This window comes from Christiangramia echinicola DSM 19838, from assembly GCF_000423065.1.
GTDB lineage: Bacteria > Bacteroidota > Bacteroidia > Flavobacteriales > Flavobacteriaceae > Christiangramia > Christiangramia echinicola.
On record NZ_AUHG01000010.1, the window covers coordinates 513,800 to 528,216 of the forward strand.

Consider the following 14,417-nt stretch of genomic DNA (forward strand, 5'->3'; position numbering starts at 1 on the left):
TAATATTGTAAATAGAGTAGAGCCAGAACGAAACTTCCATTAGAAAAATTCAGTGTCAGATTGGTTTGTAAAGAATCCTAGATTAAACCTTCTACCCTTATTTAAGTTTTTGGATAATGAGCCATTTTGTGCTGAAAATTAAATATCAGCAACTTAAAATTCGCAGTTCGTCTACAGTTAAAAGAAAAACTCAGTCGAGGTATATAACTCTGGTGAGGCTACTTAAAACCTTGGTATTTTATGGGAGCTTTACTTTAGAAATTGTACGTATATCCTATCAAATAACTTCCGTTTCCACTGCTGAAGGTAAGCTGCATAGGCTCCTGTTGATATTCTTTGGTGAACAAAAGATTGCTGCCTAAACCAATTGCTGCACCTGCAATTATATCCAGAATATCGTGTTTATCTGAATCAATTCTGCTGGCGGCGGTAAAACCCGCAAGGGCGTAGGCAGGAATACTATATTTAAAACCATACCTCCTGTGTACGAAACCGGCACTATGAAAAACGGTTGAAGTGTGTCCTGAAGGAAATGCGTTATCGTCACTATTATCTGGCCGGGGTTTATTGATACCGAATTTTAATCCGTAAGTAACCGCTTCAGTTAAAATAAGACCTTTAGTGAACTGCCATGCTCCTTTTTCATCACCAATTATAAAGCTAGTGCCTAAAGTTACTACAGGCATGGCAAATAAAATCACATCTCCAATTTTCTGGTTGGCACCCTTATGTGGCGTGGTTTCGCTAGTGTCCTGGGCGTATATGGACTGACAGGAAATAAGCCAGAATCCAATTATTAAAGCCCATTTAGGTGATCTAAAATTAATCATTAGAGGGAGTTGTGTGATAATTCAGAATAGAAAAGGATAAAATTTTGTATTAAATAACGTCTTTCAAATGTAAAGTTTTAAAACCTGGGACTTTCTGAAATATATTATTAGAAAGATATTTAATTATAATGAAGTTGGATAAGTTTGAGCACTGCTAAGGCTATTCATATAACCTTATGAATATTTTTAAATAAGGATAATTTTTAACTGGAAAATCTCAATATATACTAAGATGTTAAATTGTTAATATCCTGGTTAAAAACTATTTACAGTCATCAGGTTATTGAGGCTAATCTCTCCTTAAATTGCAAATAACCCAGGCACGCCCTACTTGAAATAGCTGGATTTACAACCTACAGTAATTTAATTACTGCTAAATCGCACTATATGAGACTTTTTTTGCGCCAAATTAAACTGATCGATCAAACAGTGACTGATATTAACATTATTAGTTTCCTGTTTAAATTCTTTCTGATTACTGCCATTGCTTTATTTGTATTTTTTCTAACGGCGAGGACCTACTCCTCAACATCTTTTAACGATACCAGTGGAAATATACCATTAATGCTTAAAGCCAATCCGCCTGCACCTTACTAGAGCGAGTTGCTTGAAAACAAACGCCTGTAAATTCTGAATTCTAATTTACAGGCGTTGTTTTTTTAACTAATTAAAAGATTTATTCTGTGCCTTCCTGAAGGTTTTTAATGATCTGTACAGCATTGGTAATTGAAGGATCTATTTCCACAGATCTCTGATAATTTTTTAACGCTAATTTCTTATCCCCTTTCTCTAAATAGGCTTCCGCAAGGCTATCATATACATTTCCCGATTCTGGAAATGCTATAACATTTAATTTGAAAATTTTGATAGCAGCATCTGTTTTCTGGTTTCTCAAAAGTTCGTAACCAAATGAGTTCATCTCACCTTCATTAAGTTCAAATTCTTCAGAATCTTTATTCTTAGCATAAAATTCGTTTGCTGCAGCAAGTCCATTATCATAAAACTCTTCCATCATTGCCACCACTAAAGACCTTTTAGGCATCTTATAATCTTCATCATATAGAATTCTGCCAATAGCTTCGGTCATATCATTTAATGGTTTACCACCAGTATTGTTTAGAAGGACGATCAAGGCATCATCTTCTGGAATTCTTGTGATCAAAGCATTATATCCGTTAATACCTCCACTATGTACCGTTGTAAAAACTGAATCGTTCACCTGTCCAAATTTCTGATCTCCCACAAACCATCCATAAGCTGAAGCCTGTGAACCTAATTTTTTATGTGCAGTGAACATGATATCCTTCGATTCCTGGGAAATAAGATCATTATTCAGCAAAGCTTTATGCCATTTATAAAGGTCTTCTACGGTGCTGTAAATAGACCCCGCAGCATAAGGAATAGACATATCCAGGTATTTGGAATTCGTGAATTTACTGCCTCGCTGCTCGTAACCGGTAGATCTGTTCTTAATGATCTTTTCAAAGTTATCGTAACCAGTATCTTTCATGTTTAAAGGATCCAGAATTCTTTCATGAAGTACTTCTTCATAAGGTTTCCCGGTAGCCTCTTCTATAATAGCTCCAAGTAAAATATATCCTGAATTGCTATATGCGAATTTTTCTCCAGGTTTAAAGACAAGGCTTGAATCTGCAAATACCCCGGTAAGCTCTCTAACCGAATATGGGTCTCGGCTCATATCTTCAAAGAATCCAGGGAATGAGGTCATATTTGGTATTCCCGAAGTATGTGATAATAAATGATGAATACTAATCTGGTCTCCCGTCTCCTTCGGGTAATCCTTCAAATAGGTAGTAATTGGTTTATCCAGTTCCAGTTTATTTTCTTCCACTAGTTGCATGATCAACATGGAGGTGAATTGTTTAGTAATAGATCCAACCCGATGTTTTGTATCTGTGCCATTCGGAATATTCCATTCCATATTAGCCAATCCATAGCCTTTTTTCAGGATTACTTCGCCTTTTTCAGCTACCAGAAGGGAACCGTTAAATTGTTTATACTCTTCATATTTACTAATTAGTTCGTCTATTTTCTCAGCTTTTACGGAATTCTGAGAGAATCCCAGGAAAATGAATGCCGGTAGTATCAGTAATAAATAGAGGGTTCTAAAGGAATTAGATGTGTATATTTTCATGTTTTCTAAGTATGGTTATATAAATAGGACGACTAAATAACAAAGCCGTTACAATTAATTGTAATACACTGTATTAGTTATATTCCAGCCTATACAATTTTGTACAACATGATCGAGATATGCAGCGCCTTTCACCACCTGATTATCCATGGAATATTATTACATTATTATTAAATTTATGGTTCAATATTAAAACCGGAGCTATGAGAAATTTAAAGATTTATGGAGTGTTGTTTTTTCTATTATTCAGCTATGGACTGGAGGCACAAACTAAAAAAGATAAAAGATTTATCAAGGATAAAGACAAGGAGACCCTGGTTGTTGATGCCCGTTATGCCCTGGATGAATTAAAAGCTAATAATCCTGACGTGGCAAAAATGGCAGAAGAGTCCTATGGGTATGTGATATTTCCAAATGTTGGTAAAGGAGCCTTTATTGCGGGAGGCGCTGCCGGTAACGGTGTTGTATATCAAGGCGGAAAGCAAATTGGTTGGGCTAAATTAAGACAGATAGATGTTGGTCTTCAAATTGGAGGAGAAGCCTTTAGAGAGGCGATATTTTTTCAATCTAAACAGGACCTGGAGGAATTTAAATCTAGCGAAATGGAATTTACAGGAGGAGTTTCTGCCGTTGCAATCACTAAAGGAGAATCACGTAGTGTGAACTTTGAAGAAGGTATGGCCGTAGTGACCATGCCTAAAGGCGGAGCGATGATAGAGGTTTCTGTTGGGGGACAAAAATTCACATATCAGGATATGTAAGTATAAATAATAAATTATTGGAAGCCGGTAATCCTACCGGCTTTTTTACTTTATAGTTATGATTAAGAATATTGAATTTATCATCTTCGATGTAAATGAAACATTGCTGGACCTAAGTCCATTAAAGAATAGTATAAATTCTGCTTTGGGAAAGGGTGCTGCTGAGGTGTGGTTTTCCCAGCTATTACATTATTCACTGGTGGAGAGTATAACTGGCACCTATCATGATTTTAGTGAAATTGCTTTAGCGGTCCTAAAGATGAATGTTCAAAAGGCCGATCTTGATCTATCTGAATCTGACCTACAGGATATCCTAAGCCCAATAAGTAAATTAAAGGCTTATCCAGATGTGGAGAAGGGTTTGGATCAATTAAAGAAGGCAGGATATAGAATAATAGCGTTTAGCAATGGGAAGCCTTCAGTATTGAACGAACAACTGAAATTTGCCGGTTTAACTACCTATTTCGACCAGATTCTAAGTGTTGATGAGATTAAAAAATATAAACCGCATCCTAAAGCTTATAAGTATGCTTTAAGGAAAACCAATTCAAAAGCAGAAAGTTCTATGATGGTAGCTGCTCATGGATGGGATATCGCTGGAGCGCAAAGAGCAGGTTTAAAAACTGCCTTTATTGAAAGACCCGGGAAATTTATTTTTCCATTGGCAGAAAAACCAACTCTCGAAACTAATTCTATACTAGAACTGTCTAAATTGTTGACCGGAGATTAGCTGTATTACTAAAAAGATAGACATAAAAAAACCGCGCTGATATTTCATCAGCGCGGTTTTTATTTCGATAATTTTATATTTCTAAAAATCGAAATTAAAAGTGAAATTCAGTCTTCCGCCTTCATCCCCAACATAGTATCCAATATTACCGGTAAAGGCTTTAAATGCGTTAATAAAGATAGATCCACCAACATTGGTATGCCAGTCATTGCTATTATCATCTGCTACCCACACACGACCATAGTCAAATCCGGCACTCGCACCTATCCTTAAAGGAATAAAATTAGTTCTAAATTGAGTTATACCGCTTCTTAGATCTATATTCTGATAGAAGGCATATTTACCATTAAATCTATCGTTTCTATATCCTCTAAGGCTATTTGTATTTCCACCACCTAGCAGGGCACCATGATAGAATTCATAGTTATCACCAAAATTCGCCTGTCCACCAATTTTAGTGGCTATTACGGCAAATCCGCTTTCGTGTAAAGGATAATCTAACGCCAGCATAGGTCTTACATACCCAAGTTCGTTGTCATTATCATCGATATTGGTCTTATAGCCAGCTAAAACATCAAGTTCTACACCTCGAGAAGGAAATGCACTTCGGTCTTTATTGGTATAGTTATATCTCAATTCTCCCCCTGCATATAACTGACTATCGAAAACAGGGTCTAGAGGGTCAAAAACATCACCTACGAAGAGTCCGTCATTACTACTAACATCGACAGATTCTATCATAGGTTTGATAGAGAATAAAGTTTGCGTTCCATTTCTCCAGATTAAAGAAGGAGCAAATCTCCACTGCTGCATCTGAACCCGGTTATATTCCTTATCGGTATCATCTCGATCAAATTCTGTGTCATTCCCGGTACCGAAGTAATTCATAGTAAAGTTCGGACTGGAATAATAGGCGTTTATTCCAAAGTTCCAGTTATAGAAAATATGAGCAAACTCTCCATCATATTCAGCTTCAAAACCTTTGGTTCTAAAAAAGTAATTCAGAGTTACACTTTGTCTGGTTGTAAATGGATTTTTAACCAGGCCATAAGTGGTATAAGTGTTTTTTGCTCCAAGTTTAAAACCAACATCTGAGTTAAAGTCAACACTTGGAAAAACAGTGAACTGTCTTATTTTCTTTTTCTTAGGAGCGTAGTTGTTGATATCATAAGAATCTACCAGCATTTTATTCGCGCCCGGAGTTTTTATAGTGTTCGGCTTGCTTTTAAAATCGTAAAGCTTTGCTCGTTTTGTATTCTGAAAATCATAAATATCATTCTCCTCACCACCAATTACTTTTAATTTTAAAAGCTTTGAGCCACTGCCTTCAATACGAAATTCATCATCACCATCCAGGCCATAGATCCATACCTCCCTGGTCATATCAGAATTGTAAGTTTTTTCAGCAAGGAGTTCGCCGTCTTTATCCATTAATTCTACGGTAGTAATCCCATTAGGTTTTCTGGTGATCAAAAATTTATCGTCATCATTAGTTCCTGTGAACATATCAAATTCTGCCAGGTGCTTATAATAGTCACGAGCTATCTTTTCCAGATTTCCTCTACGAGCCTTCATGGTTGCCTTAATATCATCAACATACTCATCTTTCTGTATTCCTTGTGGTAGTACAGCGAAACCTTCTTCTATTACATCATCTGAGAGTTTATTCTGAATATATTCTACCTGTACTTTCCAGTCTTCCCATTCAGCATTTCTAATAAAGGCTTTATCTAAAGGATAACCTGCCACGTTGAACCATTTTGGTTTTTTTACCTCATCGCTATATTCCTCCATAGCTCTGAAAGGAGGGAAGGCTAATCTTAACATAGATAGCGCAAAGCCATCTGTTTTTGGAAAAACCTGGTCACGATCTTTTGCAATTGGCAAATATCTCTTTTTACCGTCTTCATCTTCTAATTCTGCCCATTCATACTGGCCTTCATGTCTGTCCCAGTCTCCCAGGAGCATATCCAGTAACCTTGCCCTTATGAACATGTCTTCATCTACATATACATCTTTTGTTTCTTTCATCTCTATAAAAAGATCTGCAGAATTCAGGATATCGTCGGCATTTCCAAAGATCTCCAGATCCTTGTTTTCTCCACCAACATGCGCTTCAAACATATATAGTTCGTCACCATACTCTTCGTTATAAACTCCCAGGGCCTCTTGCTTGGGCACATAATATAAATTGGAATTAGGGTGGAAAATTCCTAATTCGTCCATAAATTCTCCAGCGGGGAACGTTCCGTAAGGAAATGCAGTGGTATAAAAATCCTGTACATATCTTTCTGCGATAGTATTCTCAAGGTATTCTTCTACATAATGCGTGGTAACTACGGTAGTCTGCAGAAATTGAAGTGCACTTTTCCTTATTGCTCTCATCGTGTATTCATGATCCTGAGCATCTTTAAAACCCAAAGATCGGGACTGGTGACCACCACCGGCACCCAGCACCTCCAGTTGACTGGCAACTGTGTCAAGGTAAAGCACCGGGAATTCAAATTTTCTACTATATAATGGGCGATAATGTTCACCCCATAGACTTACATGAAAACCATCTTTATCTGTTTCTTCCTCTGTATATACTGAAGCCATTTTAGTTTGACCAATTCGGGTTTCCGGCCATTCCACCTCGTCCAGTGTTGGACGTTCGCGGGAAATTCTTTTAGTGAAGATCTTTTCTGAACCCGTAGGAAGTACTTTATAAAGTTCAACATTAGAACTTCCCAATTTATTAATATTCATCTTCGCATAACCAAGGTCATAGGCTGCGAAATCCCCATTATCTTCTTCAGGCTTTGCCTTAACTGGTTTTTCGGTTACTCCTACGATTACCTGCTCAATATTATCATCCTGTACATATTGCAGGTTTCTATCTTTACCTGAAATGAAAATCACATCGTTATATTGTCTCGCAAGTGTTTCCAGAGTCCCCATTAATTCTTTTAACTGAGGATTTCTAACGGTCTGTTCATCTGTACCCACCATTTTCTGCCAGAAATTCAACTTGGTTTGGGTCATTACCGGGTGATGCACTGCTACAAGAACTGTTTTCTTTTGATTGTCTTCCAGTTCATCATTAAACTCTTCTCTAAATTGTGCCCGGGTTTTAATTTCGCAATCATTGTTTATATAAGGATGGTCATCCCAGTTTTCAATATACCATTGTGAATCTATCATTATGAGCTGGATATCGTCACCTAAACTCTCGCTTTCCATAGGACAACCATCATTTGGCCAGAATTTCCCTCTGGAATTGTCCTGTAGAAAAGATTCAAGATCATCTATGTTATCTGGAGCATCATCCTGCCATTCATTATATCCTGGGGTAAAAACGATATTTCCTTTAAAATCATTGATCTTCTCCAGTATTTTTTCTTTCAGATCCTGTTCTACCTTTTCACGACCCTTATCTTTATCAGGGAATCCTTTTTTGGGAACCAGGTTACCTACAATAACAAGGGTAGCAGAGTCTTCTTCTTTCTTTGAAGATTCCACGATCTCTTTGAAAATTAAATTATTTGATTCATCACTTCTAAGTGCAGTATTTGAAGTGATATATACTGAATGCACTTTCTCTTTTTTCTCATTTTTTACTTCCTGTGCTAACCCTGAGAAGGTTGTAAGCAAAATAGAAAGAGTTAAAAATGTAAAGTTCCAGGAATTATTAAATTTTTCTAATCGTTTTATAATGCTCATATGAGGCAGGGTTGTTAGATTGAATTTAGGAAATAGATAGATTAATATAACTAACCTCCAAAAAAATTCAATATTCTTAGGATGACATAGGTCTTTATAATACTTTAACATCCAAGCCTAAAAGTTTTACTAATAAATGCATGGCTTTAATCAGAATAAAATTTTCTGTTTAGGGCTTTGATAGTTAACTTTCGCCGTATAATTATGTCCCCTTGGGTAAGAAACTCACAATTTTATCACTCCTTTTTTCAATTTTCAGTGTCTTAGGACAGGAGTTACCTCCTGTGGTTAATTTTGGCCCCAATCAATATTCAGCAGGGAATCAAAACTGGATGATCGCTCAGGCTGATAATAAGAATTTATACTTTGCAAATAGCACCGGGCTTTTAGAATATAACGGGGAAAACTGGAATCTTTATCCGGTACCTAATAATACTATTGTGAGATCTTTAAAGGTAGTGCGCGATCGTATTTATACCGGGGCTTATATGGAAGCTGGGTACTGGGAAAAAGATGAATTTGGCGCACTAACTTATACGAGTCTGGTGTCTCTATTTAATGGGAAAATTAGCGATGGAGAGCAGTTCTGGGATATAGAATATCTGGATGATCTGGTGATATTTAGAAGTTTCGGCGGAATTTATTTTTATGATCCCAATGAGAATGTGATTACTAAAATGCAGAATCCTTTGGAAAGACCTGTTTCAGGTATATTCAAGGTTGAAAATGAACTTTTTTACCAGCTCGTTAATGAAGGACTTTATAAAATAAACAATGGTGCACCTCAATTGGTTATTCCTTATGATCAATTGGGGGATTCAACCATAATGCACCTATTCTTTGATGATGAGGATTTATCAATAATTTCAGGTAAAACTGAATTTTTTAGCTGGAATGGTAATATTCTTAAGGGTGTACACAAACCAGTAAACGAAGAACTGGGAAACCCTAACATTCTAGACGCAATAAATCTACCAAATGGTGATATAGTACTTGGGACCGTTGGTAAGGGGGTTGTAGAAATAGATTCTGATGGTTTTATCGTTAATGTCTTTAACCAGGAAAATGTACTACTTAATAACACAGTTCTGGATATGTTCATCGATACAGAGAATAATCTTTGGGCCGGTCTCGATTACGGAATAAGTAGTATAGACCTGGATTCTTCCTTTAGATCGTTTCAGGATAATCGTGGAGAAATAGGTTCTGTTTATAGCTCTTTTGAAAAAAATGGAGCTTTATATTTAGGGACTAACCAGGGCTTATACCTTAGAAAAAAAGGGGAAAGTAAATTCAAATTAATAGATGGAACAAACGGGCAGGTTTGGTTCGTGGATGAAGTGGCGGGGCAAATTCTTTGCGGACAGGATAGCGGAACCTTCCTTATTAAAGAGGATAATGCGGTTAAGATCTGTGATAGATTAGGTACATGGGTTGTAAAAAAATTAGATGATGATATATTAATTCAGGGTCATTATAATGGCTTAAGCTTTCTTAAGAAAACAGGTGACAATTTAGAGGCCTTACCAATGCTTCCTGATTTTCCTCATTCATCAAAATTCATTGAAATTGATGAAAGATCTAACATCTGGATAAGCAATGAGCACAAGGGTGTTTTTAAAATGCATTTGAATGATTCATTGAATTCTATTCTGAATATTGAAAACTACAAATTCTCAGAGGAATCTGGGATCACCTCTAGCCTATTCAAATTTAATGATAGCATTTACTATAGCTCCAGGGAAAATGTTTATCAGTATAATAAAAACCAGGATAAATTTTTAAAAGAGAATCCAATTAATTCTTTGATATCAGATCTTAATAGGATTTCAGGAAGAATAATAAGTGAGGATGGAGAGAACAAAATTTGGGGATTCGCCAATGATGGTATTTTTTATATTAAAAATGCCCAACTTAGTAAGGATTACGACCTTAATTTTATTTTTATAGATCAGGACTTCAGGAATATAGCTGTAGGATATGAAAATATATCAGATCTTAACGATTCAGACTATTTGCTGGGTATAGCTAATGGATATTTAAGGTTCAATGATAAGGAGGAGAATGAACTTAATACATCAATCAACCTCGATGAAATTTACGTAGGGGAGTTGGATGCCTCTCCAAATAGTGTGAGGCTAGATGAAATTGGAGATTTCGATTATAAAACTAACAATATCTTTTTTCATTTTAGTGCACCAGTTCATAACAAGTACCTTGATGCGGTATATAGTTACCGGCTACTGGGCCTAAGTCCTAAATGGAGTGAGTGGAGTAATTCTCCCGAGGTTAATTTTAAAAATCTGAATTTTGGCGAATATATTTTTGAAGTAAAAGCAAAAGTTGGTGATAACGTAACCGAAAGCGTTACCTACGAATTTGAAATTGATCGCCCATATTATCTTAGTACGATAGCTGTCATTGGTTATTTTATAATCTTTTTATTGATCTTATACTTTATTCATGTTCTGAATAAGAGGCATCATAAGAAAAGTGTCGCAGAAAACGAACGTGCTTTAAAAATGAAAAACCTGGAAGCAGAGCAGGAGATCTTTAAATTAAAAAACGAGAAGCTAGAGCAGGATATGGCCAATAAGAACAGGGAACTGGCAGTTTCGACCATGAGTTTGATCAAGAAAAATGAATTCCTAACCAGTATCAAAGATAAACTGAAGACCTCTGAGGGTTCCACCAATGTGAAATCTGTTATTAAAACAATAGATAAAGATATTAGTGAAGAGGATAACTGGAAATTCTTCAAAAAAGCATTTAGCAATGCCGATAAAGACTTCTTCAAGAAAATAAAAGCACAGCATCCAGAGCTAACTTCTAATGATCTAAAATTGTGTGCCTATTTAAGACTTAATCTTTCTTCAAAAGAGATTGCTCCATTATTGAATATTTCTGTAAAAAGTGTTGAAATTAAACGATATCGTTTGCGTAAAAAGATGAATTTAGATCGCGAAACGAATTTAACTGAATATATCCTCGCCCTTTAACCTTTACATAGGTTTTAAATAACTCTACATTACCTATACAAAATCATATATTCCTCGTATTTAGGAACTTAACATGATAATTATTAATTCCTTCTATAAGCCCGTTTGGATTAGGATTATAATAATATTTAAACCAAAAGATTATTAAATTATCAATTGTAGATATTTTGTAAAGGTAGCTATGCACCTTTTCATAACAGAATGTTAATATATTGAGATTTCAATTTTAATAAATAAACACATGAAGAAATTTACCTGTCTTTTGATTGTATTTCTATGCGGGTCTTTAGGTGCATACGCGCAATCGTTTTCGGTCAGCGGAAATGTTACCGATGAAAACAACATACCTTTACTAGGAGTAAATGTAATTGTAAAAGGAGAATCGCGAGGAACTACTACAGATTTTGATGGAAACTATAGCGTAGATAATATCTCTACAGGAGATATTCTTCAGTTCAGTTATTTAGGTTTTGTTGCTCAGGAAATTACTGTATCTAATGAGAATACAATTAACGTGCAATTATTAACTGATTCTGAAGCCTTGGATGAAGTTGTAGTAGTGGGTTACGGAACTCAAAGAAAAAGTAATGTTGTAGGTTCTGTAAGTAGTGTGGAGGTTGATGAAGCTACAGCTATACCAACCACGAATGTCTCTGAAATGTTAAGAGGTAGAGCAGCTGGTGTGCAGGTAAATCTTGGAAGTGCAAGACCTGGAGGAGGATCTGATATCACTATTCGTGGAAATGTTTCTGTTGCACCCAATGGGAATTCCCCACTTATTATAGTAGATGGATTACCATTTGACAGTTTAAATGATGTAGCCCCAGATGATATTGCAAATATAGAGATACTTAAAGATGCTGCTTCAACTGCCATTTATGGTTCCAGGGCTTCTAACGGAGTAATTTTGGTCACTACTAAAAAAGGAGCTGAAGGTATAACCAGAATAAATTATAATGCTTATACCACGGTGCAGTCTCTAACCAAAAATTTCAATCTCTACGATGGATCCCAATTTGTTGATTTAAGAAGAGAAGCCAATAGAAATAGATTTACCGGGGATTATCTTAGAGATGAAAATATTTTCAGTCAATTTGAATTAGAGACCATAGAAAATCAGGAGTATGTGAATTGGGAGGATTTGGTTCTTCAGGATGCTATGATTCAATCTCACGCACTGAGCTTTTCTACTGGTACAGAGAAAACCAAGATTTTTTCAAGTGTAAATTATTTTACTCAGGATGGTATCATTCCAAACTCTGGATATGATAGAGGAACTTTTAAACTAAACCTGGAGCATCAGTTAACCGATAAACTTACTTTCAAAGGTATCTTCAATTATCAAAAAGCAGCACAAGACCAGGAGACTGGAGGTTTAAACTTTACTACCATTACCCCATTAGCAAAACCATTTGATGAAAATGGAGATTTGGTGAAATTCTACCTTGGTAATTCTGTTACCGCAGTGAATCCATTGTGGGATCAAAGAGAATCTGTAGATGAGAGTAAGATTAATTTAACAGACCTTAATCTTAATCTATCTTATGCTTTTACTCCTTCTTTAAGCTATACGCTTAACACATTTATTAGAAACAGGAATACTGATAGAGGTATTTATAGATCTTCACTGCACTCGGCAGGTGATGAGGGATTTGATGGAATAGGCGTATTGATAAATAGTTGGTTTCAGCAGGTTTTGATTGAAAATATCGTGAATTATAATCCGGAATTAAATGAAGATCATAATTTAGATATTACTGCAGTTCAGGCTTTTGATGAGCAACAAAATGAATATACTCAGGTTGACAAATCTGGATTTACAAATGATGCCTTACAATACAATGGTAATGCTACGACAATATTAGCTAATCCTAGAAATGTTTCACGAAGAAGGCTTTTATCTTTCTTAGGTCGTGTGCGTTATAGTTACTTAGATAGGTACCTGCTTGAAGCGACTGCCAGGGCAGATGGGGCTTCGGTTTTTGCAGAAAATAATAAATGGGGATATTTTCCGGCTGTTTCGTTTGCCTGGAAAGCGCACCAGGAACCTTTCTTGAAAGAGATAGACGCTATTAATGAACTTAAGTTTAGGGTTAGTTACGGGGCAACAGGAAATCAAGGGATTAATCCTTTAGAATCTCTAGGTGTTGCAGAAGACAGACCTTATGTTTTTGGAGGTCAAACTGTGGGTGGTGCTACTGCATCTTCTCGTTTGCCTAATCCAGATTTAAAATGGGAGACCACTACTACGTTCAACGCTGGTGTCGATTTTAGATTATTCAATAATTTGTTTACTGGTACTGTAGAATATTACAAGGCTAATACAACAGATCTTTTATTAGATAGATCTATAGCAGGAACAACTGGTTTTAATGTTATTCGTTTTAATGTTGGGGAATTGCAGAATCAAGGTTTTGAAGCATCTCTAAATACTAACTTCGTTAACACAGAGAATTTCAGATGGACCATGGGTCTTATCTTCTCTACAAATCAGAATGAAATTATTTCCCTTACCGGTGAAACCGACGATGAGGGAAATCCTATAGACATTACAGATAGTTCTGGTAGACGCCTGTCTATTGGCCAGTCTATTAACAACATCTGGTTACCTAAATATGACGGGATATACCAGGAAGGTGATGATATAGCCGGCTCAGGAAATCCTCTGGCTCAACCAGGAGATGTTAGGGTTGTGGATCAGGATGGAAATGGTCAAATAGATGACAGGGATAACGTATTTACTAATACAGATCCAGACTGGTATGGTTCCATAACTAATACATTTAATTATAAGAATTTCGAACTCTTTGCCGATGTTTATATTGTAGAGGGTGCAACGAGACTAAATTCTGTACTGGCAAATGGAGAGCTTTGGAAAGGAGCAATTAATGGGATAAGAACCAAATACTACACTCCAGAATTCCCTTCTACTGAATACCCAAGGCCAAAACCTGATACACACCTGCATCTTTTTCCTTTCGCTGTACGTGACGCATCATATGTTAGGCTGAGAACTTTGACAATAGGGTATAATTTACCTAATAGTGCTCTTTCACAGATTGGGCTGGATAAAGTGAAAATTTATGCAACAGGAAACAATTTATTCACCTTTACCGATTTTAGATCTTATAGTCCTGAGCAGGATTTATTTAGTGATGGCGGTACTTCTTTTCCTGAGACCAGAAATATCACCATAGGAACAAATATCACATTTTAAGTAACTAGTTTTAAATAGCTCAT

General features: G+C 36.1%; 7 protein-coding genes. 4 read left to right on the top strand and 3 right to left on the bottom strand.

Annotation, left to right across the window (positions count from 1 at the left end):
* Window positions 1–254: 254 nt before the first annotated feature.
* Together G530_RS0102790 and G530_RS0102800 are read right to left on the bottom strand one after the other, a co-directional pair.
* Entirely contained in the window at window positions 255–830 is a 576-nt protein-coding gene (locus tag G530_RS0102790) for a phosphatase PAP2 family protein (protein ID WP_026933076.1), read from the bottom strand.
* A 676-nt stretch (window positions 831–1,506) separates the two neighbouring features.
* Window positions 1,507–2,985, bottom strand: a complete 1,479-nt coding sequence (locus G530_RS0102800) for a serine hydrolase domain-containing protein (RefSeq protein WP_026933078.1) — start codon at window positions 2,983–2,985, stop codon at window positions 1,507–1,509.
* Between the two features lie 203 nt (window positions 2,986–3,188).
* On the opposite strand from G530_RS0102800, the gene G530_RS0102805 reads away from it, so the two are divergent.
* Both G530_RS0102805 and G530_RS0102810 read left to right on the top strand, forming a co-directional pair.
* Window positions 3,189–3,746 (top strand): lipid-binding SYLF domain-containing protein, encoded by a 558-nt coding sequence (locus tag G530_RS0102805; protein WP_026933079.1) that lies wholly within the window; start codon window positions 3,189–3,191, stop codon window positions 3,744–3,746.
* 58 nt (window positions 3,747–3,804) lie between these two features.
* Complete coding sequence (locus G530_RS0102810) at window positions 3,805–4,476, top strand: haloacid dehalogenase type II (protein ID WP_026933080.1); 672 nt, start codon at window positions 3,805–3,807, stop codon at window positions 4,474–4,476.
* 81 nt (window positions 4,477–4,557) lie between these two features.
* Here the strand turns inward: G530_RS0102810 and G530_RS0102815 are convergent, their stop codons facing one another.
* A complete protein-coding gene (locus tag G530_RS0102815) occupies window positions 4,558–8,178 on the bottom strand; it encodes a bifunctional metallophosphoesterase/BamA family protein (protein WP_026933081.1) in 3,621 nt (1,206 codons plus the stop codon).
* 212 nt (window positions 8,179–8,390) lie between these two features.
* Between G530_RS0102815 and G530_RS0102820 the strand changes: the two genes are divergently transcribed.
* Window positions 8,391–11,177, top strand: a complete 2,787-nt coding sequence (locus G530_RS0102820) for a triple tyrosine motif-containing protein (protein WP_026933082.1) — start codon at window positions 8,391–8,393, stop codon at window positions 11,175–11,177.
* 241 nt (window positions 11,178–11,418) lie between these two features.
* Window positions 11,419–14,394, top strand: a complete 2,976-nt coding sequence (locus G530_RS0102825) for a SusC/RagA family TonB-linked outer membrane protein (protein WP_026933083.1) — start codon at window positions 11,419–11,421, stop codon at window positions 14,392–14,394.
* Window positions 14,395–14,417 lie beyond the last annotated feature (23 nt).

Bases quoted from the DNA above. Each gene is read 5' to 3' on its own strand.
- G530_RS0102790 (WP_026933076.1), bottom strand. From the start codon at position 830: ATGATTAATTTTAGATCACCTAAATGGGCTTTAATAATTGGATTCTGG.
- G530_RS0102800 (WP_026933078.1), bottom strand. From the start codon at position 2,985: ATGAAAATATACACATCTAATTCCTTTAGAACCCTCTATTTATTACTG.
- G530_RS0102805 (WP_026933079.1), top strand. From the start codon at position 3,189: ATGAGAAATTTAAAGATTTATGGAGTGTTGTTTTTTCTATTATTCAGC.
- G530_RS0102810 (WP_026933080.1), top strand. From the start codon at position 3,805: ATGATTAAGAATATTGAATTTATCATCTTCGATGTAAATGAAACATTG.
- G530_RS0102815 (WP_026933081.1), bottom strand. From the start codon at position 8,178: ATGAGCATTATAAAACGATTAGAAAAATTTAATAATTCCTGGAACTTT.
- G530_RS0102825 (WP_026933083.1), top strand. From the start codon at position 11,419: ATGAAGAAATTTACCTGTCTTTTGATTGTATTTCTATGCGGGTCTTTA.